This window comes from Actinomadura rudentiformis (assembly GCF_008923185.1).
Taxonomy (GTDB): domain Bacteria; phylum Actinomycetota; class Actinomycetes; order Streptosporangiales; family Streptosporangiaceae; genus Spirillospora; species Spirillospora rudentiformis.
In genome coordinates this window covers 90,239-116,713 of the sequence record NZ_WBMT01000031.1, presented here as the reverse complement: position 1 = coordinate 116,713, position 26,475 = coordinate 90,239, and the positions used below count along the sequence as shown (strand labels likewise).

22 protein-coding genes are annotated in these 26,475 nt (G+C 69.6%); 8 read left to right on the top strand and 14 right to left on the bottom strand.

The features are described from left to right. Window positions 1–26: 26 nt before the first annotated feature. Together F8566_RS45975 and F8566_RS45970 are read right to left on the bottom strand one after the other, a co-directional pair. Window positions 27–362 (bottom strand): non-heme iron oxygenase ferredoxin subunit, encoded by a 336-nt coding sequence (locus tag F8566_RS45975; RefSeq protein WP_151570110.1) that lies wholly within the window; start codon window positions 360–362, stop codon window positions 27–29. Beyond that, window positions 359–1,699 (bottom strand): SRPBCC family protein, encoded by a 1,341-nt coding sequence (locus F8566_RS45970; protein WP_151570108.1) that lies wholly within the window; start codon window positions 1,697–1,699, stop codon window positions 359–361. Before F8566_RS45970 ends, F8566_RS45975 begins: the two co-directional genes overlap by 4 nt. A gap of 100 nt (window positions 1,700–1,799) precedes the next feature. Between F8566_RS45970 and F8566_RS45965 the strand changes: the two genes are divergently transcribed. Both F8566_RS45965 and F8566_RS45960 read left to right on the top strand, forming a co-directional pair. Beyond that, the gene (locus F8566_RS45965; RefSeq protein WP_151570107.1) at window positions 1,800–2,789 is read left to right on the top strand and encodes a zinc-binding dehydrogenase; all 990 of its coding nucleotides are present in this window, start codon (window positions 1,800–1,802) and stop codon (window positions 2,787–2,789) included. Between the two features lie 17 nt (window positions 2,790–2,806). Then, window positions 2,807–3,763 (top strand): 3-carboxyethylcatechol 2,3-dioxygenase, encoded by a 957-nt coding sequence (locus tag F8566_RS45960; protein WP_151570105.1) that lies wholly within the window; start codon window positions 2,807–2,809, stop codon window positions 3,761–3,763. A 75-nt stretch (window positions 3,764–3,838) separates the two neighbouring features. Here F8566_RS45960 and F8566_RS45955 read toward each other — a convergent pair whose 3' ends face one another. Genes F8566_RS45955 through F8566_RS45935 form a run of 5 tightly spaced genes read right to left on the bottom strand, consistent with a single transcriptional unit; the run spans window position 3,839 to window position 8,721 of the window. Next, entirely contained in the window at window positions 3,839–5,086 is a 1,248-nt protein-coding gene (locus tag F8566_RS45955) for an ABC transporter substrate-binding protein (protein ID WP_192810234.1), read from the bottom strand. Window positions 5,087–5,143: 57 nt separating this feature from the next. Then, window positions 5,144–6,259, bottom strand: coding sequence for a branched-chain amino acid ABC transporter permease (locus tag F8566_RS45950; protein ID WP_151570101.1), 1,116 nt, complete (start codon window positions 6,257–6,259; stop codon window positions 5,144–5,146). Then, a complete protein-coding gene (locus tag F8566_RS45945) occupies window positions 6,252–7,136 on the bottom strand; it encodes a branched-chain amino acid ABC transporter permease (RefSeq protein WP_151570099.1) in 885 nt (294 codons plus the stop codon). Before F8566_RS45945 ends, F8566_RS45950 begins: the two co-directional genes overlap by 8 nt. Further along, a complete protein-coding gene (locus tag F8566_RS45940) occupies window positions 7,133–7,945 on the bottom strand; it encodes an ABC transporter ATP-binding protein (RefSeq protein WP_151570097.1) in 813 nt (270 codons plus the stop codon). Before F8566_RS45940 ends, F8566_RS45945 begins: the two co-directional genes overlap by 4 nt. After that, window positions 7,942–8,721 (bottom strand): ABC transporter ATP-binding protein, encoded by a 780-nt coding sequence (locus F8566_RS45935; protein WP_151570095.1) that lies wholly within the window; start codon window positions 8,719–8,721, stop codon window positions 7,942–7,944. The genes F8566_RS45940 and F8566_RS45935 overlap by 4 nt, the downstream gene beginning before the upstream one ends. Before the next feature lie 225 nt (window positions 8,722–8,946). On the opposite strand from F8566_RS45935, the gene F8566_RS45930 reads away from it, so the two are divergent. Genes F8566_RS45930 through dmpG form a run of 3 tightly spaced genes read left to right on the top strand, consistent with a single transcriptional unit; the run spans window position 8,947 to window position 11,752 of the window. Continuing rightward, window positions 8,947–9,789: a 2-keto-4-pentenoate hydratase gene (locus F8566_RS45930; protein WP_151570093.1), complete on the top strand. Its 843-nt coding sequence runs from the start codon at window positions 8,947–8,949 to the stop codon at window positions 9,787–9,789. After that, window positions 9,786–10,718, top strand: coding sequence for an acetaldehyde dehydrogenase (acetylating) (locus F8566_RS45925; protein ID WP_151570091.1), 933 nt, complete (start codon window positions 9,786–9,788; stop codon window positions 10,716–10,718). The genes F8566_RS45930 and F8566_RS45925 overlap by 4 nt, the downstream gene beginning before the upstream one ends. Beyond that, complete coding sequence (dmpG, locus tag F8566_RS45920) at window positions 10,715–11,752, top strand: 4-hydroxy-2-oxovalerate aldolase (RefSeq protein WP_151570089.1); 1,038 nt, start codon at window positions 10,715–10,717, stop codon at window positions 11,750–11,752. The genes F8566_RS45925 and dmpG overlap by 4 nt, the downstream gene beginning before the upstream one ends. Here dmpG and F8566_RS45915 read toward each other — a convergent pair. Continuing rightward, window positions 11,740–14,298, bottom strand: coding sequence for a glycoside hydrolase family 32 protein (locus F8566_RS45915; protein ID WP_151570087.1), 2,559 nt, complete (start codon window positions 14,296–14,298; stop codon window positions 11,740–11,742). The genes dmpG and F8566_RS45915 overlap by 13 nt on opposite strands. A 260-nt stretch (window positions 14,299–14,558) precedes the next feature. Between F8566_RS45915 and F8566_RS45910 the strand changes: the two genes are divergently transcribed. Next, window positions 14,559–15,584: a LacI family DNA-binding transcriptional regulator gene (locus F8566_RS45910; RefSeq protein WP_225994133.1), complete on the top strand. Its 1,026-nt coding sequence runs from the start codon at window positions 14,559–14,561 to the stop codon at window positions 15,582–15,584. Between the two features lie 88 nt (window positions 15,585–15,672). Here the strand turns inward: F8566_RS45910 and F8566_RS45905 are convergent, their stop codons facing one another. The 4 genes from F8566_RS45905 to F8566_RS45890 all read right to left on the bottom strand — a co-directional run bounded on the left by F8566_RS45905 (window position 15,673) and on the right by F8566_RS45890 (window position 23,713). Continuing rightward, on the bottom strand, window positions 15,673–20,352 hold the full coding sequence (locus tag F8566_RS45905; protein ID WP_151570083.1) for a family 78 glycoside hydrolase catalytic domain: 4,680 nt from the start codon (window positions 20,350–20,352) through the stop codon (window positions 15,673–15,675). A 176-nt stretch (window positions 20,353–20,528) separates the two neighbouring features. Next, window positions 20,529–22,160: a cytochrome bc1 complex cytochrome b subunit gene (qcrB, locus tag F8566_RS45900; protein ID WP_151570081.1), complete on the bottom strand. Its 1,632-nt coding sequence runs from the start codon at window positions 22,158–22,160 to the stop codon at window positions 20,529–20,531. 28 nt (window positions 22,161–22,188) lie between these two features. Further along, window positions 22,189–22,812 (bottom strand): hemerythrin domain-containing protein, encoded by a 624-nt coding sequence (locus F8566_RS45895; protein WP_151570079.1) that lies wholly within the window; start codon window positions 22,810–22,812, stop codon window positions 22,189–22,191. Between the two features lie 109 nt (window positions 22,813–22,921). Beyond that, entirely contained in the window at window positions 22,922–23,713 is a 792-nt protein-coding gene (locus F8566_RS45890; protein ID WP_151570077.1) for a helix-turn-helix transcriptional regulator, read from the bottom strand. Between the two features lie 48 nt (window positions 23,714–23,761). On the opposite strand from F8566_RS45890, the gene F8566_RS45885 reads away from it, so the two are divergent. Both F8566_RS45885 and F8566_RS52740 read left to right on the top strand, forming a co-directional pair. Continuing rightward, window positions 23,762–24,127, top strand: a complete 366-nt coding sequence (locus F8566_RS45885; protein ID WP_151570075.1) for a DUF4345 family protein — start codon at window positions 23,762–23,764, stop codon at window positions 24,125–24,127. A 24-nt stretch (window positions 24,128–24,151) separates the two neighbouring features. Next, a complete protein-coding gene (locus F8566_RS52740; RefSeq protein ID WP_151570164.1) occupies window positions 24,152–24,271 on the top strand; it encodes a hypothetical protein in 120 nt (39 codons plus the stop codon). 159 nt (window positions 24,272–24,430) lie between these two features. On the opposite strand, the gene F8566_RS45875 is transcribed toward F8566_RS52740, so the two are convergent. Beyond that, a complete protein-coding gene (locus tag F8566_RS45875) occupies window positions 24,431–25,288 on the bottom strand; it encodes a geranyl diphosphate 2-C-methyltransferase (protein ID WP_151570073.1) in 858 nt (285 codons plus the stop codon). Further along, window positions 25,285–26,457: a family 2 encapsulin nanocompartment cargo protein terpene cyclase gene (locus F8566_RS45870; RefSeq protein WP_151570071.1), complete on the bottom strand. Its 1,173-nt coding sequence runs from the start codon at window positions 26,455–26,457 to the stop codon at window positions 25,285–25,287. The genes F8566_RS45875 and F8566_RS45870 overlap by 4 nt, the downstream gene beginning before the upstream one ends. Between the last annotated feature and the right edge of the window lie 18 nt (window positions 26,458–26,475).

The following is a 26,475-nucleotide window of genomic DNA, read 5'->3' as shown; positions in this document are numbered from 1 at the left end:
CGCAATCAGTGCGCCGAAGCTCCATGTCAGGGGGCCTCTCCGGGGAACAGAAAGACCTCGCCGTCGCGGACCTCGACCCGGTGCGGGCGGGCGTCCTCGGTCGCGGGGAGTCCCTGGACGGCACCATCCTTGAGACAGAACCTGCTGGTGTGCAGGGGGCATTCGACGCAGCCGTCCTCGACCCAGCCCTCGGCCAGGGAGGCGGTCTCGTGCGTACAGGTGTCGTCCAGCGCCCAGACGGTGCCGTCGGTGTCGCGCAGCAGCGCGATGTCGTCGTCGGTGCCGGTGACGCTCCTGTCCACGGCGAGGCCCTCGCCGATCGGGATGTCGTCCAGGGCGGCGACCCGGATGCCCAGGCTCATGCGTGCTCCTCGTGCCAGGCGGGGGTGTTCATCAAGGTGCGCCAGTGCGCGTAGAAGGACCGGCCCGCGGCGTCGCTGTACAGCTCGCTGGTCGTGCCGGGGTGGCGGCCGTCCTCACGTTCGCCGCCCAGACCCATCTGGTAGTTGAGGGCGACGCGGTTGGCCATGAAGCCGCCGGCGGTGCCCTGGACCTCGCTCCAGTTCTCGCCGTCGTCCTGCTCGAAGACCCCGCTGGGGCCGAAGGTCCGCAGGTTGTACAGGCGCTGGGCCTCGCGGATCTCCTCCGGCATGGACGCGTCGACGATCGTCCACGCCCACACCTCCATCCGGTCGGGCCCCTTGGGGTGCCAGATCCGGATCGAGCCGTTGACCGGCAGGTAGGAGAAGTTCGGGAAGACCGTCGCGTGCCCGTTGGTCAGCGGCCCCTCCACCCGTGCGTCACCGAGGCGTTCGCGCAGCGCGTCGTAGTCCGTCCATTCGTGGACCGTCCCGTCGTCGAACCGGTTCTTGGGATGGACGGGGAAACCGGCGCCGTGCCCGTTCGCGCCGACGTACTGCCGGCCGGCCCGGTGGACGATCTCCTGCTTGGGCTTCTTGCCCGCCGGAGCCAGCACCATCAGCGCCGAGGCGTGGCTCATGTTCACGTGGTACCAGTCGGTGGCGAACTGCTCGGCCGCGAGTTTCCAGTTGCCCTCCAGCATCCATTTGTGGATGCCGCCGACGACCACGGTGCCCTTCTCGTCGTGGTCGAGCATCGCGTCCATGTACCAGGCCATGTCGCCCAGCGACTCCCGCAGCGGCACCGGCGCCGGGTTCCAGGTGCCGAAGATCAACCCGCGGTAGGTCTCCACGTGCGGGACCTCGACCAGCCCCCACTGCCCGGTGTCGAACGAGTCGGGATAGCCCTCCCGGTTGGGCACGCTGACCAGGCCGCCCTCCAGATTGAACGACCACCCGTGGTAGGTGCAGGTGAAGTTGCGGGTGGTGCCGAAGTCCGCCCGGCAGACGCGGGCGCCGCGGTGGCGGCAGGAGTTCAGATAGGCCCGGATCCGCCGGTTCCTGTCCATGGTGACGATCACCGGGTCCTCGCCCATCCAGGTGGTGAAGAAGTCACCCGGGCGGTGGAACTGGTCGGTGTGCGCCAGGAAGAGCCAGCTCGGCGCGAAGACCCGGCGCATCTCCTGCCGGTACACCGTCTCGTCGGTGAAGACCGCGCGGTCCAGCAGGCCGCCCTCGGTGTCGACCAGCCCGCTGACGTCGACGGTCCGGGCCAGCTCCGCCGGGCGCCGCAGGGCACCGCGCGGTGTGACCGTGGCGGGTTCGGTTGAGGAGCTCATACCGCTCATCGAAGCGACCGGGCCGATCCCCCCAAAGCGCTTGTGCCGCACAACGGAACACGGACTGTGACCTCGGGCCGGTCATCGGCACGCTCGGGTCATGCTGACAGCAACCGCCATCTCCCAGAGCAGCACCGACCCGCTGTCCGGGCTGGTGCTGCGGGACGCGCCCGTCCCCGGCCTGCGTCCCGGCTGGTCCCTGGTGAGAGTCGTGGCCTCATCGCTCAACATGCACGATCTGTGGACGCTCCGCGGGGTGGGGCATCCGGCCGAGCAGCTCCCGATCGTTCTCGGGTGTGACGCGGCGGGGTTCGACGAGGACGGCCGGGAGGTGATCGTCCATCCGGTGCTCGGCGACTCCGAGGCCGGCGGCGGCGACGTCACCCTCGACCCGGGGCGGGCGCTCCTGTCGGAACGGCACGACGGCGCCTTCGCCGAGTACATCACCGTGCCCACCGCCAATCTCGTCCCGAAACCGTCCTGGCTGTCGTTCGACGAGGCGGCGTCCCTGCCGGTGGCCTGGGGCACCGCCTACCGGATGCTCTTCACGCAGGCGAAGATCCGTGCCGGGGACCGGGTGCTGGTGCAGGGGGCCGGCGGCGGCGTCGCCTCCGCAGCGATCAAGCTGGCCGCCGCCGCGGGCGCCGTCGTGTACGCCACCAGCCGCAGCGAGACCAAGCGCGCCGAGGCCCTCGCCTGGGGTGCCCGCGCCGCGCTGGCGACCGGTGAGCGGCTGCCGGAACGGGTGGACGTGGTGATCGAGACGGTCGGTGAGGCGACCTGGTCGCACTCCATGAAGGCGCTCAAGCCGGGCGGTGCCATCGTGATCGCCGGGGCCACCAGCGGGCCCGCGCCGTTCGCCGATCTCAACCGGATCTTCTACCAGCAGCTGCGGGTGCTCGGTTCGACCGGGTGCACCCGCGCCGAGCTCGTCGCCCTGCTCCGGATGATGGACGCCACCGGGGTGCGGCCGGTCATCGACCGCGCCCTGCCGCTCACCGAGATCCACAAGGGCTTCCAGCTCATGATCGACGGCAGCGTCACCGGCAAGATCATCATCCGTCCGGACGACTCCGAGGGAATCTCATGACCATCAGCGGGAGCAGTATGAACAGCGGGAGCAGCCTGGACATCGCCGCCGTCGGGCTCTCCCACTCGCCCTTGATCGGCAAGAACGATCCCGCTCCCGAGGTGCTGGAGCGCGTGGAGGCCGCGGTCTCCGGCGCCCGCGACTTCGTCCGGGACTTCGACCCGGAGCTGGTCGTGCTGTTCGCCCCGGACCACTACAACGGGTTCTTCTACAAGGAGATGCCGCCGTTCTGCCTGGCCACCGAGGCGCATGCGGTCGGTGACTTCGGCTCGTCATCGGGTCCCCTGTCGGTCGACTCGGCCGCGGCCAGGGCCCTGGCCGAAAGCGTCCTGGACCAGGACGTGGACTTGACGGTGTCCGCGCGCATGACCGTCGACCACGGTTTCGCCCAGCCGCTGGAGGTGCTGTTCGGCGGGATCGACCGGGTGCCGGTCGTCCCGGTCTTCGTCAACGGCGTCGCCACGCCGCTCGGGCCGGTCAGCCGGATCAGGGCGCTGGGCACGGCGCTGGGCCGGGCCGCCGCCGGGCTCGGCACGCGGGTGTTGTTCCTCGGGTCGGGCGGCTTGTCGCACGACCCGCCGGTTCCGGTGCTGGACGGCGCCCCGCCGCGCGTCGCCGACGCGCTGATCGAGGGCCACCCGCCGACCGCCGAGCAGCGTGCCCGCGGGGAGGAACGCGTCATCCAGGCCGGCCGGGACTACGCCGCCGGTTCGGCGAAGATGATCCCCATCAACCCCCGCTGGGACAACGACCTGCTGGACCTGCTGGAGTGTGGCGACCTAGCCGCGTTCGACTCTTGGACGGTCGCGTGGATGGGCGAGCAGGGCGGTGGCTCGGCGCACGAGGTCCGCACCTGGATCGCCGCGTTCGCCGGGCTCGCCGCCGGCGGCGCGTACGAGATGACGTCCCGTTTCTACGAGCCCGTGCCGGAGTGGATTGCCGGATTCGCCGTCGCGACCGCCCGGCGCCGCTGACGTTCCAAACACAACACAGCACTTCAGGCCCGGCCCCGCATCGCGGGGCCGGGCCTGAGGCTTTCGGTAGGCGGCTCAGCCGGTGAAGGAGGCGGTGAGGTCGGAAGTGAACGGCTCCTTGGCCACGACGAGACCGCCCTTGGCCTTGAGGTCGACGCGGTTGATGTAGGAGCTGGTAGAGGGGAACTTGGCGGCGTCGCTCAGGTCCAGTGCGGGCATGACGCCGGTCTCGACCTTGTTGAGGGAACGCATCGCCTTGGCGAGGCCGTCACGGGTCAGGTCGCCCTCCTTGCACGCCTGGTCGAGCGCCTGGCCCATGACCTCCGCGGTGGCGTACCCGTAGTTGACCATGTTGGTGGGCTTGCCGTTGGGGTAGGCGGTGCCGTACTGCGTGGCGATGGTCTGCGCCTGCTTGCTGCCGCCCGAGAACGGCTCGTAGGAGGTCGCGACGTAGAGGTTGTCGGCCAGGGTCTTGCCGACCGGAGTCGCGAGCAGGGCCGGGTCGAACCCGGGCCCGTTCGCCAGGATCGGCGTCTTCAGACCCGAGCCGGCCGCGAGCCCGGCGATCGAGGCGGTCTGGCGCGGACCCGCGCTGACCAGGATCGCCTGGGGGTCGCCGCCGGACCGCAGTTCGTTGAACTGGGCGGTCAGGTCGGTGGCGGACGGCACCACCTGCACCGGCTTGATCTTGAGGCCGAGCTTCTCGGCGGCGTACTGCGAGCCCTTCAGCGCGTTGGTGCCGTAGTCGCCCTCGAAGTAGACATGGCCGAGCGTGTCCCCCTTCTTGATCTTCTTTTCGTCGAGGAGGTACTGGATGCCGTTGATCATGTCGACCGGGTAGGCGCTGCCGACGATGACCAGGCCGTCCTTGCTCAGCCAGTCGGTGGACCAGGTGGCGGGCAGGGTGACGGCCCTGGTCGAGGCGATCTTCGGTGCGAGCGCGGAGACGATCGGCGACCCGAGCAGCTGGACGAAGCCCAGTGCCTTCGGTTCCAGCTCGGAGAACTGCGAGACGGACGTCTGGACGTTGTAGGCGTGGTCGCGGATCTCCAGCTTGACCTGCCGGCCGCAGATGCCTCCGCTGGCGTTGCGCTGCTTGAAGTACAGCTCGTTGCCCTGCACCAGGGTCTGGCCGAGCGGCCCGAACACGTTGGACAGGTCGCTGAGGACGCCCAGGGTGATGGTGCCGTCGGTGACGCCCTGGCCGGTCTTGACCGCCCCGCCGGAGGCATCGCCGCCGGGGGCCTTGGTCGAGCAGGCGGTCGCCGCCAGCGCGAGCGCCGTCGTCACGACGAGCCCGCGCAGCACAGGAGAGATGTTCACGATGGGACCTTTCAGGAAGGGATGCCGCCGGAGCGGTCAGGGGTGGAAGGGCGGCGGTCAGCGGCGGGAGGGCCGCAGCCGCCGCCAGAGCCCGGCCAGGCCACCGGGCTCTGCGATCAGGACGATGACCAGGAGGGCGCCGAAGACGAAGCGCGCGAACATCGCCGCGTCGAGGCCGCCCGAGCCGGGCGCCGCAAGGAAACCCAGCGAGCCGCTGAAGCGGTCCAGGACCAGGGGAAGCGCGGTGACGAACAGGCCTCCGGCGACCGCGCCGGGCACGGATCCGAGCCCGCCGATCACGGCCATCGCCAGGTACAGCACGGCCAGGTGGAGGGTGAAGTACTGCGGGACGATGAACTCGAACGCCAGCGCGGTCAGGACGCCGGCCGCCCCGGCGAAGACCGACGACACGGTGAACGCCGCCGCCTTGTAGCGGTGGGCGGGGACACCCATCGAGCCCGCCGCGGCAGGGTTGTCGCGCATCAGCTGCAGGGCGCGTCCGGGCCGGCCGCGCACGATGCGGCCGGCCACCACGATCGAGACGACCAGGACCGCCAGCGCCAGGTACCACAGCCGTTCCCGGCCGGTGAAGGGGACGCCCAGCACCCACAGGCCGGGGGCGCCGCCGTTCACCTCGAACCCGCCCACGGCGAGGGTCGCGACCTCGCGGCCGTTGTATCCGCCGGTGAGAGGCGTGGCGTTCTTGAGCACGTGCTCGCCGATGAACACCAGAGCCAGGGACGCGACGCCCAGGTAGAGGCCTCCGACCCGGGCCGCGACGGGGCTGAACAGCAGCCCGGCCAGGCCGGCGGCGGCGATGGCGGCCAGCGCGGCCGGAAGAGTCGGCAGACCCAGCCCGCCCGCGGCCGATGGTCCGCTCTCCCCTGCCAGGTAGGCGTAGGTGTAGGCGCCGACCGCGACGAAGAAGGCGTGGGCCAGCGACAGCTGGCCGGCGGTACCCACCAGCAGGGTCAGGCCGATGGCGCCGACCGCGGTGGACATGCCGAGGATCCCGATGATCAGCCAGGATCCGTCCAGGTACAGGGGCACCGCGCACAGCGGCAGCAGGAGCAGCCACGGAGCGGCGCGGCGGACCAGCGCCGCGCGCCCGGCACGGGAAGAGGAGGAAGGCGCGGCCTGCCCGGCGCGCCGCAGGGTCGTCGTCTCAGACACGGTTCAGCTCCTTGGAGCCCATGAGCCCGGAAGGCCGCCACAGCAGGATGAGGAGCATCACGACGTACGGCGCGACGGTGCCGAACCCCTCGCCGAGGAAGTGCAAGGAGGAGGCGTTGCCGTCGACGAGCGTCTGGGTGACGCCCACGATGAGCCCGCCCAGGACGGCTCCTTCGGTGGAGTCCAGACCGCCGATGATGATGGCTGGAATCGCGTTGAGAGCGATGAGGCCGGAAGTGTGGTCGAGGCCGGGGTTGGGGAACCCCGCGAGGAACACTCCGGCGACGCAGGCGAGGGCACCGCCGATGGCCCACGAGGTCAGTGCGACTTTGCGCTGGTCGATGCCCATCAGCGCGGCGGTGCGCGGATCGTCGGCCGAGGCGCGCATCCGGACACCGAAGTCGGTGCGGCGGAAGACCAGGAAGAACAGCGCGATGAAGAGGATGCCGACGACGGTCGCGGCGATCCTGGCCTGCGGGAGGACGGTCCCGAGGATCTCCACGCGCCGTCCGCCCCACGGGTCGCCCATGGTGAGGACGCGGGAGCCGATGCGGCGGGACAGCTCGGTGGCCAGCAGGATGTCCACGCCGATCGTGAGGATCGTCAACACGAGATGGTTCTGGGTCCGCATCGCCGCGACCAGTCGCTGGATCACCACGGCGCACAGCGCGGACGCCACTGCGCCCAGGGCGACGGCGGGCAGGAACCCGGTGTGCGGGGACAGGACCGCGACCGCGTAGGCGCCGGCCAGGAGCACCGACCCGTGCGCCAGGTTGATGACCTTGGTGCCCTTGTAGATCACGACGAATCCCAGGGCGATGAGGGAGTAGATCGAGCCGAGCGAGACACCCAGCAGCACCAGCTGCAAGATCTTCATGACGTTTCCTCCCGCGCGGGCGAGACGGTCACGGCGCCCGCCTCCGGATGCGATGAGCCGAGGTAGGCGGCGATGACCTCGGGAGAGTTCTGGACCTCGGCCGGGGTGCCGCCGGCGATGCGGCGGCCGAAGTCCAGGACGGTGACCCGGTCGGCGATCGCCATCACCATCGGCATGTCGTGCTCGACCAGCAGCACCGAGATGCCCAGCGCGTCGCGGACGCTGACGATGAGGTGCGCGATGTCCCACTTCTCGTGGGACGGCATGCCGGCGGCGGGCTCGTCCAGCAGGACGATGCCGGGTTCACTGGCCAGGGCGCGGGCCAGCTCGACCCGTTTGCGGTCGCCGTAGGCCAGGGCGCCGGCGAGGGTGTCCAGCTTGCCGCCCAGCCCGGCGAACTCGGCGATCTCGGTGACGCGGGCCTGGTGCAGCCTTTCCTCTCGCCGCACCCGTGACAGGCCGAGCGCGGTGGCCACGAACCCCGACCGGGTCAACCGGTGGCGGGCGACCATCAGGTTGTCCAGCACGGTCTCGTGGGCCGACAACGCGATGTTCTGGAAGGCGCGGCCGACGCCGCGTCGGGCGATCTCATGCGGCGGCAGATGAGTCAGATCGTCGTCGCCGAACGCGACCGTTCCGGCCTCGGGCCGGTAGTGCCCGCTGATGACGTTGAAGCACGACGACTTTCCGGCGCCGTTCGGGCCGATCAGAGCGTGGACGGTGCCCGGCTCCACGGTGAAGCCGAGCCCGTCCAGAGCGGTGACCCCGCCGAACCGCAGCCGGATGCCCTCCAGGCGGAGCGCGGTCATGCCGACCACCTCGCGAGCGGGGCTCGGTCGGCGAACCGGAGCAGTTCCTCGGCCGACCCGGAGCCGCCCAGGTAAAGCTGCTGCACCTCGTCGGTCGCCCGCAGCTCGGCGGCGGTGCCCGACAGGACCACACGTCCCTGCTCCAGGACGTAGCCGTCGTCGGCGACCGCCAGCGCCATGGCCGCGTTCTGCTCGACGACCAGGACGGCCGTGCCACTGCCGCGAATCACCGAGATGATCTCGCCGATCCGTTCGACGACCTTGGGCGCCAGGCCGAGCGACGGCTCGTCGAGCAGCAGGAGCCGGGGCCTGCTCATCAGGCCGCGGGCGATGGCGAGCATCTGCTGCTCGCCGCCCGACAGCAGGACGGCCCGCTGCCTGCGCCGCTCGGCCAGCACCTCGAACATCCCGTACGCCTCGTCGAGCGAGGCGCGAACGTCCTTGCGCGCAGTGGAGGCTCCCGCGCGCAGGTTCTCCTCGACGGTCAGGTCCGCGAAGACCCGCCGCCCCTCGGGGACGTGCGCGATGCCGCGCCGGACCAGGGCCGTCGGCCCCAGCCCGTGGACCGGTCGCCCGTCGAAAAGGATCTCGCCGCCCTCCAGGCGGCCGCCGTCGAAGGGCAGAACGCCCGAGACGGCCTTCATGAGGGTCGACTTGCCCGCGCCGTTGCCGCCGACGACCGCGGTGACCTGGCCCGGACCGGCCCTGAGGTGGAGCGATCTCAGCGCGGGTGCGCCCTGCCCGTAGCGCACGCTGATGCCCCGCACTTCCAGCATGTTCGTTGCCCTGCTTCCGGAGAGAAGGAAATTCGACTGCTGCCCCGGAACGTAAGGTGATGGCGGTCACAGGAAAGCCTGTCGTTCCGCTCTGCGGCACACGAGTCCGCTGACCGGCCGTTTCCGCCGTCGGCGTGCCGTTGTCCGGAACGCCGGCGTGTGTCACCAGGTCGGCCGTCGCAATAGTCGGGAACGGCCCATCCCCTATGACTTCGAAGGTTCGCGATGACCGAGCCCACGTTCCCGGCCGCTCAGACGCGCGGGACACCTCAAACCAGTGCGGCTGTGACCGATGCCGCGCGGCGGCTCACCGAGGCCGGAGCCTCCGGTGTCCCCTGCGCCCCTGTGCGCGACCTCATCGGCGCCACCGATGTCCGGGCCGCCTACGCGGTCCAGGGCCGCCTGGCGCAGGCCCGGCTGGCTGCGGGAGCCCGGCGAGTCGGCCGCAAGATCGGCCTGACGTCCCCGGCCGTGCAACGCCAGCTGGGCGTCGACCAGCCCGACGTCGGGGTGCTGTTCGACGACATGGACGTCTCCGCCGCGGCGCGGGTGCCCAGCGGACGGCTGCTTCAGCCCAAGGCCGAAGCCGAGATCGCGTTCGTGCTCGGCGCCGACCTGGACGACGGCGACCTGGACGACGGGCAGGTCCGCGCCGCCGTGGACCACGCGGTCGCCGCCCTGGAGATCGTGGACAGCCGGATCGCCGGATGGGACATCACCATCACCGACACCGTCGCCGACAACGCCTCCAGCGGCCTGTTCGTGCTGTCCGGCCGGCGTTCGACGCTCAAGGAGTTCGAGCCCCGCGACGTGACCATGCGGATGTTCCTGGACGGCGATCCGGTGTCCGAAGGCACCGGCGCCGCGTGCCTGGGCGATCCCCTGGCCGCCCTGGCGTGGCTGGCCCGGACCGTCCGGGACCTCGGCGAGCCGCTGCGCGCCGGGGAGGTCGTGCTGTCGGGCGCGCTCGGCCCGATGGTCGCGGTCGGGCCCGGCGACACCGTCCACGCCGAACTGTCCGGACTCGGGCCGGTCACCGCCGTCTTCAGCGCCCAGGAGAGAACGTGAAGAAGACCAAGGTCGCGATCATCGGGTCCGGCAACATCGGCACCGACCTGATGATCAAGGTGCTGCGGACCTCGCCCTCGCTGGAGATGGGCGCGATGGCCGGCATCGACCCCGGCTCGGACGGGCTCGCCCGCGCCCAGAGGATGAAGGTGGCCACGACCGCCGCCGGGGTGGACGGCCTGATCGCGATGGACGGGTTCGCCGAGATCGGCATCGTCTTCGACGCCACGTCCGCCAAGGCCCACATCGCCAACGCGGCCAAGCTCGCCCCGCACGGCACGCCCCTCATCGACCTGACGCCCGCCGCGATCGGCCCGTTCGTCGTGCCTCCGGTCAACCTGGAGGACCACCTCGGCGCCCCCGACCTGAACATGGTGACGTGCGGCGGCCAGGCCACCATCCCCATGGTCGCCGCCGTCTCCCGGGTGACACCCGTTCCCTACGCCGAGATCGTCGCCTCGATCGCGTCCAGGTCCGCCGGGCCCGGCACCCGCGCCAACATCGACGAGTTCACCGAGACCACCGCCCACGCCATCGAGTCGGTCGGCGGTGCCGGGCGCGGCAAGGCGATCATCATCCTCAACCCCGCCGACCCGCCGCTCATCATGCGCGACACCGTCTTCTGCCTGATCGGCGACGCCGACCATGACGCGATCCGCGCCTCCGTCGCCGGCATGGTCGCCGAGGTGGCGCAGTACGTCCCCGGCTACCGGCTCAAGCAGCAGGTCCAGTTCACCCCGATCACCGACGAGCCCGTTCACACCCTCGTGCCCGGCGGCGCCCCACCGGTCACGACGAAGGTGTCGGTGTTCCTGGAGGTGGAGGGCGCCGCGCACTACCTGCCCGCCTACGCCGGCAACCTCGACATCATGACCTCGGCCGCCCTGCGCGTCGCTGAGACCATCGCCCTCACGGAAGTGAGCTCATGACCAGGCTGTACATCCAGGACGTCACCCTTCGCGACGGCCTGCACGCCATCCGGCACCGCATCGATCCCGCCGACGTCGGCCGCGTCGTCGCGGCCCTCGACGCCGCCGGCGTCGACGCCATCGAGGTCGCGCACGGCGACGGCCTCGCCGGTGGCTCTCTCACCTACGGGCCCGGCAGCCACACCGACTGGCAGTGGATCGAGGCAGCCGCCCAGAACACCACCAACGCCGTCCTCACCACCCTGCTGCTACCCGGCATCGGCACCATCGCCGAACTCGAACGCGCCCACGCCCTCGGCGTCCGCTCGATCCGGATCGCGACCCACTGCACCGAGGCCGACATCGCCGCCCAGCACATCGCCAAGGCCCGCGACCTCGGCATGGACGTCTCCGGCTTCCTCATGATGAGCCATATGGCGCCGCCCAAGGAGCTCGCTGCCCAGGCCAAGCTGATGGAGTCGTACGGGGCGCACTGCGTCTACGTCACCGACTCGGGCGGACGGCTCACGATGGACGGCGTCCGCGACCGGATCCGCGCATACCGCGACGTCCTCGACTCCGACACCCAGCTCGGCATCCACGCCCACGAGAACCTGTCGCTGTCCGTGGCGAACTCCGTGGTCGCCGTCGAGGAAGGCGTCACTCGCGTCGACGCCTCCCTCGCCGGCCAGGGCGCCGGCGCGGGGAACTGCCCCATCGAGGCGTTCATCGCGGTCGCCGACCTCCAAGGCTGGGAGCACGGCTGCGACCTGTTCACCCTCCAGGACGCCGCCGACGACATCGTCCGGCCGCTGCGCGACCGCCCCGTCCAGGTCGACCGGGAGACCCTCACCCTCGGCTACGCCGGCGTCTACTCCAGCTTCCTCCGCCACGCCGAGGCCGCGGCCGCCCACCACGGACTCGACGTCCGGACGATCCTTCTCCAGGTCGGCGCCCGCAACCTGGTCGGAGGGCAGGAAGACATGATCACCGACATCGCCCTGGACCTGGCCTCCGCCACGATCTCGGCTTCTGGTCGGGATCAGTCGCGGTAGGAGCCGAGATGCCAGACATCGGCCCGGTCCAGCTTCACCGTGCCGTTCTCGGCGAAGATCTGCACTCCCTGGCTGGCGGGGTCGGGGAAGACCTGGTCGGTGATCACCGCTTCGCCGCCGCCGCCGAACACCTCGACCGACGACCAGTCGACGAGGATCCGCAGCTTCACCTTGCCGTTCTCCGCCTTCAGCGGTGCTCGCTGGACGCCGGGGAAGGTGCTGTTGAAGTCCACGGCTCCGGAGCGGCTCCGGTCGACGTACAGCTCGTGCGTCGTGGTGTCGTATCCGATGACGGTCTCCTGGCCTCCGGCGCCGGTGCGCACCTTCAGGCCGAAGCGTTCGGCGTCCTTGAGGGAGAAGGTCGCCTCGATGTCGAGTGCCTTGCCCGTGGTCGCAGCGCCGATCAGGGGCTTGGAGGAGTTGGTGACGGTGACGCCGGCCGCCGTCGCCGGGTGCCTCTGCCGGAGGGACATCAGGTTGCTGACCGGCTTGCTGGTGAGCCGGATCTTGCCGTCGACGGTGCGCAGGGCCATCTCTCGAGGGACGCTTTGCGCGCCGCGCCAGGGGGAGGTGGGGATGGCGCCGCCGTAGTCCCAGTTGTTCATCCAGCCGATCATGTACCGCTTGCCGCCCGGTGCGTTCTCCCAGGACACCGCCGCGTAGTAGTCCTTGCCGTAGTCGGCCCAGTCGGCGCGCTGCACGACGGACTTGGCGGGGGTGGCGGCGGCGGTGAACTGGTCGGCCAGGATGTGGCCCCAGCCCGCGGTGTTCATGTCGACGATCTGGATCTGGGCCTTCTTGCCGGCGTAGGAACGCAGGTCGAAGGAGGCCCAGTCCAGGGTCTCGCTGTTGGACCCGGTGGCGCTGCGGACGACCTGGCCGTCGACGATCAGGTTGACGGACGTCTCCTGGGAGACGGGCTGGGCCTTGGTGTCGGACAGCATGATGTGGTCGACGTTGATGTGGCCCCAGCCGCCGGTGTTGTCGTCGACGATCCTGATCCGCGCCTTCCTGCCCGCGAGGTCGCTGACGTCCCACGAAGCCCAGTTGAGTGCCTCGGCGTCCCTTCCGGTGGCGCTGCGCACGACCTGACCGTTGACGAGGAGCTCGACGGTGGTGGGGTTGCCGGAGCCGGCAGGGTGGTTACCGCCGCCGATGAGGAAGTTGATGTGTTTCTTGTCGATGGTGAATTCGGATGAGGTGAGGGTTCCGGTGGTGGAGTCGCCGTTCAGGAACGTGTTGACCAGTCCATTGCCCAGGAATCCGGAGACCTCTTGCTGGCCGGGGAGGGTGCCGGCGGCAGGTGCCGGGCCGAAGGCGTCTCCGGTCTTCGTCCAGTCGCCGTAGCTGCCGCCTTCGAAGTCGGCGAGGAGTGTCCCCTCGGGCGGGGGTCCCTGTTGCATGACGGTTCCGGGTTCGTGCGGGTGCCGTCCGCCGCCGACCTTGAAGTTCAGGTAGGGCGTGTCGACGGTGAAGGAAGGCGAGGTGAGGGTGCCGGTGGCGCCGTCACCTCCATGGAAGCTGTTGGCAAGGCGCTTGCCGTCGAAGCCGTCGACGGCCCCCTGCCCGTCCAGCGCCCCGGCCGCCGGTCCCTGGCCGAACGCGGTGCCGGTGGTCGTCCACGTCCCGAAGTCGGTGCTCTCGAAGTCCTGCACGACCGTGCCGGCGGGCGGCGTGTAGGTGCCCTTGTCCTCGGCGGTGAACTTCTCGCCGTCGAAGTCGCCGATGAAGTACTGGGCGGCCGAACCGCCGGCGATGCCGCCGGGGTTGATGTTGACGACCAGGACCCACTTGATGTTGTTCTTGTCCCCGTTGACCGCGAGGGGGAACAGGTCGGGGCACTCCCACACGCCGCCCGTGGCACCGGCCGGCCCGAACTCGCTGAGCAGCTTCCAGTCCTTGAGGTCCTTGGACGAATAGAACTGGACCTTGTGCTCGGTGGACAGCGACACCGTCATCAGCCAGCTCTTCGTCGGCGCGTACCACTGGACCTTGGGGTCACGGAACTCTTTGGAGCCGATGTCGATGACGGGATTGCCCTCGTACTTGGTCCAGGTGCGGCCGCGGTCGGTGCTGTAGGCAAGCGACTGCGCCTGCTTGCCGCCGTTCTTGTAGGCGCTGGTGTACACGGCCACCATGGCCGGATTCGTCTTCGTACCGAATCCGGTGGTGTTGTTCCAGTCGACGACCGCACTGCCGGAGAACACCATCTCTTTGTCGTCGTGCGACAGGGCGAGCGGCAACTCCTTCCAATGCACGAGGTCCGGGCTCACTGCGTGCCCCCAGGACATGTCACCCCAGGAGTTGCCGTTGGGGTTGTACTGGTAGAAGAGGTGATACTCGCCCTTGTAGTAAACGAGGCCGTTGGGGTCGTTCATCCAGTTCTTTTCCGGCGTGAAGTGGAACTGGGGCCGGTAGGTCTCGGAGTACGGCGCATCGCCGGCAGCGGCGGCATGGGGGGCGAGCGGGGTGGCGGACAGGACGCAGGCGGTCGCTGCGGCGATCATCCGTCTGCGGGCATGACGGGACACACGTCCAGAGCTCATGGTCTCTCCTGTGCTGCGGCCCGCCCGGCACGGACCGGCCGAAAAGTGACGCCTTGCAGGCACCGTCGTGCACGGCGCCCAGAGATGTCATCGTTGACATATGTCATCGTTGACATCGGCTGGCCCGATGATGAGCGCGCTCCGCCGATGTGTCAAGGATGTGCCCTCGCCGGCCGTCGGCCCATCATGCGATCCGGCGGCTCGAGGCTGGAAGACCGAGCAGGTCAGGGCCGCGATCCGGGGAGAGGTACTGTCATAGCGTGAACCGCCGCCCCACCCTGGCAGATGTCGCCCGAGAAGTCGGCGTCAGCGCCAAGACCGTCTCCCGCGTGCTCAACGGGGACGGGCCCGCGTCAGCCCGGACCAGGGAGCAGGTCCTCGCCGCCGTGGCCAAGCTCGGCTTCCAGCCGAACCTCATGGCCCGCAACATCCGCGTCGGCGGACCCGACACCACCATCGGACTGATCATCCCCGACCTCGGCAACCCCTTCTTCGGCACCGTGGCCAGTGGCATCGAGGACACCGTCCGCGATCGCGGCCTGACCCTCCTGATGGGCTCCTCGGCAGACGACCCCGACCGCGAACGCGCGTTGGCGGACAAGTTCCTCGCCCGCCGCATCAGCATCCTGATGATCGTGCCGTCCGTCGGCGCCGACCACTCCTACCTCAAGGCCCACCGCGCCGCAGGACTCCCCATCGTCTTCGCCGACCGTCCCGGAGTGGGCCTGGCCGCGGACAGCGTCGTCAGCACCAACCGTGCGGGCGCCCACGACGGCGTCACCCATCTGATCGCCCACGGCCACCGGCGCATCGGCTTCATCGGTGACCTCCCCACCAACCTCTACACCCGCCGCGAGCGCCTGGCCGGCTACCGCGCCGCCCTCCAGGAAGCCGGCCTCCCCTACCACCGCACCCTGGTCACCAACGCCCACGACCAGCACGAGGCCGCCGCCGCCACATCACGGCTACTGGGCCTGGCGGACCCTCCCACCGCACTCTTCGCCGGCAACAACATCGTGGCACTGGGAATCATCGTCGAACTCGCCCGCGGCAAACGGAAGGACATCGCCGTCGTCGCCTTCGACGACGTACCGCTCGCCGAGGCACTCGAACCGGCCCTGACCGTCGTCGCCCAGAACCCCGAGGAGATCGGCAGAACGGCGGCGACCGCCGCCCTGGCCCGCCTCGACGGCGACCGCTCCCGCGCCCGCACCATCACCGTCCCCACCCGACTGATCGTCCGGGGCTCCGGCGAACGCCCCGTCCCCGCACTTCAGAAAGCTTGATCCTCGGCGAAGTTCCACCAGTTCGCGGGCGGGAACGCACGGTGGCGGCTCAGGGGTCCTCCCCTGGGCCGCCACCGTGTCAGCGCCGTTAGTTCAGCGGCACCGACCAGATGTCGGCGATCGAGGGGTCGAAGTCGCCCGGGACGTCTTGGAAGCGGATTCGGACCTGGCCGTCCGCGGTGTCCGCCGAGGGTTGCACCACGAACTGGTAGGTCACTGTCCCGCTTTCACCCGCAGTTCGCTGGAATCGCCGTTGCACCTGGAGATGGCCGTCGAGCGTCACGTCGTAGGTCTTGAGCTGCGCCATGTTGTAGGTCTCGACTGCCCGGATCACGAACGCCCGGCCTGCCGGCACCTTCAGGTCGACCTCGAACCACCCGTTGGACGCGCCGTTGTCGGTGTAGCGCCTGGTCAGTCCGGCCTCGGTGTTGGTGCCCGAGGACGCGGACGCCGTGAGTGCGTGCGCGGTCTCCGAGGTCGCGTTCCCGAGGTCCACGGAGTCGACAGGGTTGGCCGGGGGGTTCACGAGCTCGACCGTGGTCGTCGCGGTGCCGCGTTCCTCCGGCAGGGCGCCGGTGGCCGCAACGATGGTGGCGTCGCCCTGCGTGACGGCGAGGGGTACATCGATCTTGACGGGCACCGTCACGGTGGCCTTGGCGGCGATCTCGTGGGACTGCCTGGAGGGTGCGGTCCAGCCCGACGGCACCTGGATGCCGAGACTCCGCGTCACGGCGTTCTCCGTCCGGTTGGTGAGCTGGATCGACGCTGTGAGGACGCCTCCGGGCCCGGTCTTGGCCGGCGAAAGGGAGACAGATGTGACCACGACCGGCGCGGCGACGGCCACGGACGCACCCACGGGCAGTTTCGCGGTCCCCTTCCGGTAGTCATAGCCGACCGTGCCCTCCAGCTGCGCAGGCCCTGGCTCGGCGTCCTTGGGCACCCGCACGTTGTAGCGCAGACGTGCCGTCTCACCAGGTTTCACGAGCGCGGGGTTGTCACCGGCCTCGCTCACCTGCCATCCGGAGGCGGCCTTGAGCGTCGCGGCGAGCGACGTCAGGTTCCTCTTCCCGGCATTCCGGACCGCGATCGCGACGGGGATGGTCGAGCCCGGGAACCATTCGCCGACGGGCATTTCGATCGTGGCCGAGGCTCCCAGGACCAGCCCGGAGACCGCCGACAGATCGGCTTCGATGCGGCTGTGCAGCGCGTCGACCGCTTTTCCATCGGCGGCGCTCAGGTGGCCCTTGCTCACCTGGAATGCCGTCCAGCGGCTGAGGTCGCCCAGGCGTGCCAGGGCCCGGTGCACCCCTCTGGCCGTGTCCTTCTCGTCACCGGCGACATGGGCGTTCCGAGCGGCGCTGACGGAGGCCTGGGCCTGGCGGGTCCACTCACGTGCCGCCGGTGCGCCGGGAGCGTTGAACTTCGCGACCAGGTCGCTCAGCTCCTTGACCGCGTCGGCGCCGTTCCCGAGCCCGCCGAGAACGGGGTCGACACCGAAGGCGTAGGAGCCGGATCCGACTTCGAACACCGCTGCCCCGCCCTCCATGCGGAGGAAGCGAAGGCCTGGCGCGTCGGTCGCCGGCCGGCCGCCTTCGGTGACCGCCCAGCGCGTCTTCGCCGGCACGTGCACCTCGGCGATGGTGTTCACCGGCACGGTGACCTTCAGGTCGAGATCCCCGTCGGACGTGCTCCACGTCGACGACAGCGGGCCGTACACGGTGGTGAGGCGTCCGGAGCCTTGCGTCAGCCCGCCACCGATCGCAGGCGCGATCCGGGAGCGCTTGTATCCGGGCGCGAGCGCCGACAGGCCACCGATGTTCTGGAACATCCAGTCGGCGACCGCCCCGTAGGCGTAGTGGTTGAACGAGTTCATGTCCACGGGCCCGAACGAGCCGTCCGGCTGGATCGAGTTCCAGCGCTCCCAGATCGTGGTCGCGCCGTTCCTGATCTCGTAGCCCCAGGACGGGTAGTCCTCCTTGAGCAGCAGCGTGTAGGCGAGGTCGGCCCGGCCGATGTTGGTCAGGGCTGGCAGCAGCCACGGGGTGCCGATGAAGCCGGTCCGGAGGTGGTTGTCGGCCTGCGCCAACTTGGCCACGTACTTCTGGCCGGCCTTCTGCTTCCGGGTGGGGTCGGTGACCAGGCCCATGCCGAGGGCGAGGGCGTACCCGGCCTGCGAGTTCCCGAGCACCGTGCCGTCCTGGGCCACGTAGGCGTCCGTGAACGACCGGCGGACGGCCTGGTAGAGGTCGGCGTATTCCTTGGCCTCGTCGCCGCGGCCGACGGCCTGGGCCATCTCGGCCATCATCCGCACGTCCTGCGCCCAGATGGCCGTACCAAGGACACCCTGGTTGGACGGGTCGTCGAGGTGGAGCCAGTCGGCGGTGAAGAACGTCGTCCGACCGGTCTCCAGGTTGTCCGCGCCGGCGCTGGCACGGGCGTAGGCGAAGAACTTGCGCATCGTCTCGTAGTTGTCCCGCACGACCTGGGCGTCCCCATAGGCGCGCCAGAGTGCGTGGGGCACGGTGATGGTGGCGTCCTCCCAGCCCACACCACTGTCCTCGAACACGCCGTTGCTGGCCGGGACGACGGCAGGGATCGATCCGTTGCCCTTCTGCTCATCGCGCACGTCGGTCATCCACTTGCCGAGGAAGGCGCGCATGTCGCTGAGGTAGCTGGCGGTCGGGGCGAAGATGCTGATGTCACCCGTCCAGCCCAGCCGCTCGTCGCGGGCGGGGGTGTCGGTCGGGATCGACAAGAAGTTGCCTCGCGCACCCCAGGAGACGTTGCTGACCAGTTGGTTCAGCATCGCGTTGGACGTGCGCAGCGTCCCCGTACTGGGCAGGTCGGAGCCCCACACGACGCCCTTCACATCCGCCGCCTCGGGCGCCTGGCTCAGGCCGGTGATCTCGATGTAGCGGAAGCCGTGCTGGGTGAAGGTCGGCTGATAGGTGATCGTGCCGTCTTTCGCGAACGTGTAGTAGTCCGTGGCCAAGGCGGCGCGGAGGTTCGCGGTGTACATCGTGCCGTCGCGGTTGAGTACCTCGGCGTGCCGGAGCCGGACGGTCTCCCCGGCCTTGCCCGTGAGGGTCACGCGCGGGACACCCACCATGTTCTGCCCGAGATCGTAGATCGTCACACCGGAGCTCGGCCGGGTGACCTTGACGGTGTCGAGGACCGCCGTCTGACGGACCGGCTCGTCGGGCTGAGGCGACAGCTTGGCGGTGTCGGACGGCCGGATCGCGACGGGCCTCCAGGACGAGGCGTCGAAGCCCGCGCCGTCCCACCCCGGCTGCTCGAACCGTGCGGCGTAGGTCTCGCCCAACTGGTTGTCGGTGGCCACGAACGGTCCCGGAGCCCACCTCCAGTCGGAACCGGTGTCGACCCACTGCACGCTTCCGTCGCCATAGGTGATCTTCAGCCGCGCGACGAGGGCCAGGTCATGGCCGTACTGTCCCTTGCCCTCCAGGCCGATCTTGCCCGCCCACCAACCGTCGCCCAGCTTGGCGCCGAGCCCGTTGCCACCCTCCCGGACCAGGCCGGTCACGTCATAGGTCTGCGACTGGATGCGCTTGGCGTACTCGGTGTAGCCCGGCGCCAGGAACTGGTCGCCCACCTTGCGGCCGTTGAGGGAGAGCTCGTAGACACCGTGCGCCGAGGCGTACACCCGTGCACTCTTGACGGTCTTGCCCGGGTCGGTCCTGAAGCCCGTCCGCAGCAGCGGCCCATTCTCATCCGGCCCCAGGAGGAACGCGTCGGTGGTCCCGGTCACGGTGACTTGGCGGTCGCTGAACGACCCTCCGTTGAACGGGTTCGCGGTGAAGTCGGGATCCGCCAGCACCGTGCCGTCAGGCTTGGTGACCTTGAACGAGCTGACGGTCACCGACTCGGCTCCGTGCGTGCGGACGCCCACCCGGCCGTGGCCGAAATTCGTCATCGTCCGGGTGTCGACGACGACATCGTCCAGGGTGGTCTTGATGGTGGTGCCGCTCACCGTGTAGGTCACCGTGTGCGTTCCCTTGAGGAGCGCGTCACGGGTGAAGCCGAAGGGCCGCAGATCCACGGCCCCGAGCACCGAGTAGTTGCCGTTGACCCGGAGATGCGGCACCAGCCTGGGGATATCGGAACTCGTGGTTCCGACGTTGATCTGCCACATGTAGGCGTTGGTGGCGTTCTGGGCGCGGAGGAACGTTCCGAAGGCGGTGTTGGTGAGCTTGAAGCTCAGTGTCGCCGAGTAGTCGGTCCAGTTCTCGTACGAGGGGGCCGGCTTGCCGATCCAGGCTGCCGAGCCCCAGTCCCCCGCCGAGAGCAATCCGGTCTCGAACCAGGCCGGCGCGCTCCAGGCGCTTGCCGAGCCCTGGCCGTCCCACACGCGGACCCGCCAGTGGTAGCGAGTACCCGATGAGAGCGCCGGGCCGTCGTAGGTGACGTTCACCTGCCGATCAGAGGCGACCCGACCCGGTCTCCAGACATCGGACGCGCCCGGGGAAGACCCGACCTGGACCTCGTACGCCGACTGGGTGACACCGCGCCGCGAGGACGTCGACATCCAGCCGAAGACCGGATTCTGACCGGGTATGCCCAGGGGATCGACGCGTCCGTTCGTGGTCAGCCCCCCGACCGCGATCGGGGCAGCCGCCTGCGCCCCTGCCGCGACAGGGGCCGGCACCGGCAGGCCCCCGAGACACACTGCGAGGGCTGCGACCAGCGCCGCCAACCGGCGCCTGACCCCCGCCCGCCGGAACCGCCGAAGAGGAACGTGAATCGACATGCGCACCATGCCTTCCAGCCAGCAGGCCGTTGCGGGGGCCATCGGAGGGTGATTAAAACGTTTTAATTGATCGGAATTGACCTGAATATGTGGGGTGCGTCACGAAGGTCAACGTTCTGGCGCAAGTAACGCCGGACAGGGCGGTCATCACGACCGCCCTGTCCGGCACTGCACAGTCAGCTGCTTGAGGTGGTCTCCCGGTCGGCTATGGCCTTGTCGCCGTTCGGCTGCTCCGGCACGGTGGCGAGGTCCGCGCGGAAGCGGCGGTTGAGGGCCGCACGTACGCGGGTCAGGCGGTGGCGTGCCTGCGGGCTCTCGACGTCGTTCACCGGGGGCGGCACGTCCAGCGGGACGGCGGGAGCGGGGCGCGGGTCGGTGATCGCGGCGGTCTTCCCGGCGGGCAGGTGCCGGTGGACCTCGGCGAACTTTCCGTCGGGCGCCTGCCGGATGACACCTGTCTCCAGCCCGTGACGTACGAGGGCGAGGTCGCGCCGCTGGAGCCCGACGCAGATCCGGTAGGCGATGACGTAGCCGAGCACGGGCCCGAGGATCACCGCGCCGCGGAAGAACCACGTCGTCCAGAACAGCGGGATGTCGAACTGGTGGGCCAGGACGTCGTTGCCGCCGGCCGCCCACAGCAGGCCGTAGAAGACGACGCCGCCGACTCCGATGCCGGTCCGCGCGGGGACGTCACGGGGCCGGTCCAGCAGATGGTGGATCGCGTGGTCGCCGGTGACCCATCGTTCGATGAACGGGTAGACGGCCAGGCCGGTGAACAGCACTCCCGGGACGACGAGCGCGGGGATCACGATGCTCAGCGTGAGCGTGTGCCCCCACGCGCTGATCTCCCACGCCGGCATGATGCGCAGGGCACCCTCCAGCCAGCCCATGTACCAGTCCGGCTGCGAACCGGCGCTGATGGCGCCCGGGTCGTACGGGCCGTACAGCCAGATCGGGTTGATCTGGATGAACGCGGCCATCAGCGTCGTGACGCCAAGGATCCACAGGAACAGCGCCGTCGTCTTGGCTATGAACGTCGGGAAGAACGGGTAACCGCGGACGGTGGAGTTGGAGCCGCCGCGTCCCGGGTACATCGTGTGCGTCTGCCGCCAGGTCAGCACGATGGCGTGCAGCGGGATCAGCGCGGCGAGGATCCCCGGAATCAGCAGCACGTGGATGATGTACAGCCGCGGGATGATGTCGGTCCCCGGGAACTCCCCGCCGAACAGGAACATCACCAGGTACGTGCCGATCACCGGGATCCCCGCGAGAAAGCCCTCCAGGATGCGGATGCCGGTGCCCGAGAGCAGGTCGTCCGGGAGCGAGTAGCCGAACAGGCCGTTCAGCATCACGAGCATGAACATGACCACGCCGATGATCCAGTTCAGCTCCCGCGGCTTGCGGAACGCCCCGCTGAAGAAGTTGCGCAGCAGGTGAAGGAGGATCGCCCCCATGAAGACGAGCGTCGCCCAGTGGTGGATCTGCCGCACCAGCAGCCCTCCACGGACGTCGAAACTGAGTTTCAGGGACGACGCGTACGCCTCGCTCATCTCCACACCGCGCAGCGGCGCGTAGGAGCCGTCGTAGACGACCTCGTGCATGCTCGGCTTGAAGAACAGCGTCAGGAACACCCCGGTCAGCAGCAGGATCACGAACGAGTACATCGCGATCTCGCCGAGCAGGAAGCTCCACTGGTCCGGGAACGCCTTGCGCATGGCCTTGCGGGCGAAGCCGGTCGTCCCGAAACGTTCGTCCAGGGCCCGCGTCGTGGCCTCCAGTGACCTCGGCGGCGTCTGCGCTCCTGCCATTCTCAAAGTCCTTTCGTCGCGTGCGAGATCAGAGGGATGCCGCGCGGTGCGCGTGCCGGGGCAGCCACCCGGTCCGGTGGAGGAGCCGCACCGGCGGCGGCATCAGGCGCATGACAGCCCGGGTCGTGGTCTCGGGGGCGCCGTCCAGGAGCCAGGACAGGAAGACCCCGAAGCCCCTGACGCCCACCTCGCGGCGGAACTCCACGTCGAACGTGGCCCACTCGAAGGGCGTGAGCGTCTCGTGGATCAGCGGCAGGACGTGGGTTTCCTTATGGTCGAGATAGGTGTGCACCGCGTCTCGGAGCATCGGCACACCGCCGGTAAGCACGGTCCGGTCTCCGTGCTGCAGCGCCGCGTCGACCGTGTCGAGCAACGGGATGAGCCGGACGGCCCGTTCGTCCATCTCGTCCAGCACCGTGCCGCCCGCACGGCCGCGCATCACCGTCCACAGCGCCCGCCGTTCGGCAGCGAGCTGGGCGCGCCAGTGGAACCTGAAAAGAACCCAAAGATCGCGCGGCGGACCAAGGACGGCACGATCCGCCTCAGACGCGGCCGCGAGGCGCGCCGTGTCACGGCGAAACGCCCCGTACACCGCATGGAGCATCGTCAGGTCGAACCGTCCGGGCGCGTTCCCCTCCGTGATCGCGCTCATGCCACCTCCTCGGCGCCTCACGACGGCCGGGAAAGGGCCGTCGGGAACGAGACGCAACGAGGAGGCCGGAACGTGACATCGAACAGGCGTCCCAGGGGTGTGATCTACCTCACTGATCGGCCTGGAAAGAAGTGATCCGGATAGTGAGCCCGGCGGAGAGCAGCCTGGACGGCGTCAGCCCGAACATGCCGTGGAACGCACTGCTCAGATGCGACGGCGTTGCGAATCCCGACTCCGCCGCGATCGTGGTGAGATCGTGCCCGGCGTCCAGCAGCGAAGCCGCGCGAAGCATCCTCGTCCACAGCCGATAGCGGCGGAAACTGGTGCCGGTCTGGGCCTTGAAGAGGTGCAGAAAGCGCGACCGTGACAGTCCGGCCGCAGCAGCCATCTCGTCGGCCGAGATCAGGGACTCGGGCTGGTCCAGCAGTCGCCGTGTCGCCGCCCGGATCCGTTCGTCGGCTCTGGCGGACGCGGCCACCGGGGCGGCCGTCCGGAGCCACTCCTCCCCGCTTTCGGCGATGGCCTCGCCAAGCCTGATCAGACGCTCTTCAGCGCGATGTCCGAGCAGGAACCCGCCGCCTTCAGAGGTCATTTCAGCGTGGCAGGCGCGGGCGCGTCGCGAGGCCGGATCGAGATAGCAGAAAACCATCTGATCTCCGCCCGCGACCAGCTGGTGGCTCAACCTCGGCGGCACGAGGGCCGTGCGCGCGGCGATCGCCTGGCCCCCCTCCGCCCGTACGCTGAACGGAGCGTCGACGCCCACCGCGAGACAGGCGACCGACCCGGCGTGCATGTCCAGATCCAGTGAGGGTCCGGCGTAGAGAGCCTGCCCAGGCCACAGCCACAAGACGGCTCCCCTCTCCCCCGGGAGCACGTTCTTGAAAGCGGGCTGACGGTGCATGGATCCATTCTCTCCAGCGATGCCAAACATCGTTCGGAGGTCGTCGTCATGAACACCGCAGTAATCGGCCTGGTGGCCATGTTCTTCCTCGGCATGGGGATCTTCGGGCTCATCGCCCCCGCCACGTTGATCAAACCGTTCGGGATCACCCTCGCCTCCGCGGAGGCCCGGACGGAGGTGCGAGCCGTATACGGCGGGTTCGGCGTCGCGATCGCCCTCCTCCTGGCCTGCGCCGCAGCCGACATCGCCGAGCTGCGGCCAGGAGCAGTGGTCGCGGTCGGCATCGCCCTGGCCGGGATGGCCTTTGGGCGATTGGTGGGACGGATGGCGGACCGGCCCGCACGCTTCTACCCGAGCTGGTTCTACTTCTGGGTGGAGTCACTGGGCGCCGCCGCCCTCATCGCCGCCAGCTGATCCGCCGCAGCTGAGAGCCGGCAGATCGCGGCCGCGGCGGCCGCGGACGCGGAACGTCTCCACTTGGAACTCGGCGGTAACTCCCCCGTCATCGTTCCCGGCGATGCTGATGAACGCGAGACGGCCGGGTGCCGGCATCCGTAGCCGCTTCGGCGGAGTTCGGGCCGGTGAACGACCCGGTACGGCTCGCCCAGGTCGAAGACCTGCCGGCCCGGCTCCCGCCGCACGCCGAAGTCGCCGTCGGCGGGAGTCGTCAGGGCCGGGCCGGCGTCTGGCGCGAGGCCACCGTCGCGGTCGTGGTGGTCAGATACGGTCGGCGGCGATCAGCAGGTAGTGGAAGCTTCCGTCGGTGTAGGCGTTGAGGAACGCCTCCTCGATGCCGGTCGCCAGATGGGAACGCGCCCGCAGCCGCCAGTAAGGGATCGTGGCCTGGGTCAGGTCGATAACGTTGATCGGGACGAGCTGGTGGGCGGCCATCGCTGCGAAATAGGCGCTGCGCGGATGGATGTCGCAGATGTAATGGGTGTTGATCTGGCTGACCGATCTGGACGGCAGCCCGTACACGTCGTTGTAGCAGCCGGTGATGCACACGTAGCGGCCACCGGGCTTCAGGAGCCTGCTGTGCTCGGCGAACAACTCGTCGAGGTTGACGTACATCGTGGACTCGTTGTTCCAGATGCCGTCGAACGAGCCGGTGGCGAAGCCGGTGTTGAGCATGTTGCGGAACTCGAAGGTCACCTTGTCGGCGACGGCCCGGCGTCCGGCCTGCTCGTTGGCGAAGGCGACCTGCTCCTCGGAGATCGACACTCCCGTCACCTGGCAGCCGAATCGCAGGTTGGCCATGAAACTCGTGCCGCCCCGCCCGGACCCGGCGTCCAGAAGACGCCCCGTGGCCGGAATCGGGCCCAGGTGCTCAAGCAGGAGATCAGCCTGTGCGGTCTCCAGCCGGTGCAATTCGGCGGTGAGGCGCTCCGCGCGGGTCTCCTCCGGGCCCTCCAGGACCGACCAGTCGGGCTCGCCGATGCCGTAGTGGTGATGGTAGGTGCCCGAGACCTTGCCCAGTTCGAGGTTGACCGGGTCGCGTTCGGCGTTCCAGTAGTCGGCGACCGAACGCTGGTAGGCGCTGGCCAGGACGCTTTCGGTGGGAGCGGTGGCTGTCATGAGGGGTCCTTCCTGGTGGCGGAGGCGTAACGGGCGTTGGTCGCGTGCCATTCGAAGCCGCCGCCCATCCAGGCCCTCAGTCCCCGCAGGAACCACTGGAGTTGCGGGGACGGGACGGCGGCCAGTGCCTGGTGGTCGCGCTCGAAGCCGCGGACGAGGTCGTTGTGGAGCGCGACGGCGATCTCGGCGGCCTCCGGGAGCGAGCAGCCCCGGTCGGCCGCCACCAGCAGCACCAGATTGCACACCGGTTTGTCGTCGGCGGCGTCCTTCTCCACCGAGTGCAGGTCGTTGACGATGACGGACGCGGTGCCCGCCCGGAACGCCGCGTGCCGCACCCTCGGGTCGTAGAACAGGTTCGCGGGCAGCTCGTACCCTCCGACCACGTCGATCAGGGTCATGGAGGTGTAGAAGCTGTCGTGCTGGCGGGCCGCCAGATACTCCCAGGCGGCCGGGTGTTCATCGCGTTCGCGCCAGGCCGCGTACGCCGTCCAGCTCACGAACATGGCGAACGTCGAGTAGCAGATCCGCTGGACCTGGGCGGGCGTGGCGTGCCGGCCGAGGTGCTCGACGGCCGAGACGAACATACGCAGCACGAGATCGTCGCGCAATGCGTCCTGCAGCGGGGGCGTGAACTCGCCCGCGGGCGGCGGCGGGTCCATCGCCGACATCGCGAGGGTGAGCCGTTCGGGCAGCAGGGCCAGCACGGCGCCGAGTGCGGAGTCGTCGGCGTAGTAGTCGTCTGCGGCCCACCAGCTCGCGTTGAGCTGGGCGGCGACGAGGAGGGCGTCGGGATCATCGGTGTCGGGATGGGTGAGCATGGCGAGGCGGCCGAACTGGGCCTTGCTCAGCCCGTCGAGCTCATGCTCCTGGAAGCCCCGTTCGGCGGCCCAGGTCAGCAACCGCCCGTCGACCTCGGCGCCGAGCCGGTCATCGACGCGTTCGACCGGCGGGCAGTACAAGAGCGGCGCGCTGCCGTCTCCCCACGATCGCTCCGAGTACGCCACCTGCGGAGCCAGCGCCAGTGGCGGGCAGCCACGCTCAGTACGGCAGGCGCCGAACAGCGAGGGGAACGCGGCCGCGGCCGTGCCCAGACCAGTCGGCCCCGGCGTCCGCCACGGCCCCGCCGCAGCGGCGACCTCTGGAGAGCCGCCAAGGAGATTCCCATGCATGATCCAGGACCTCTTTCG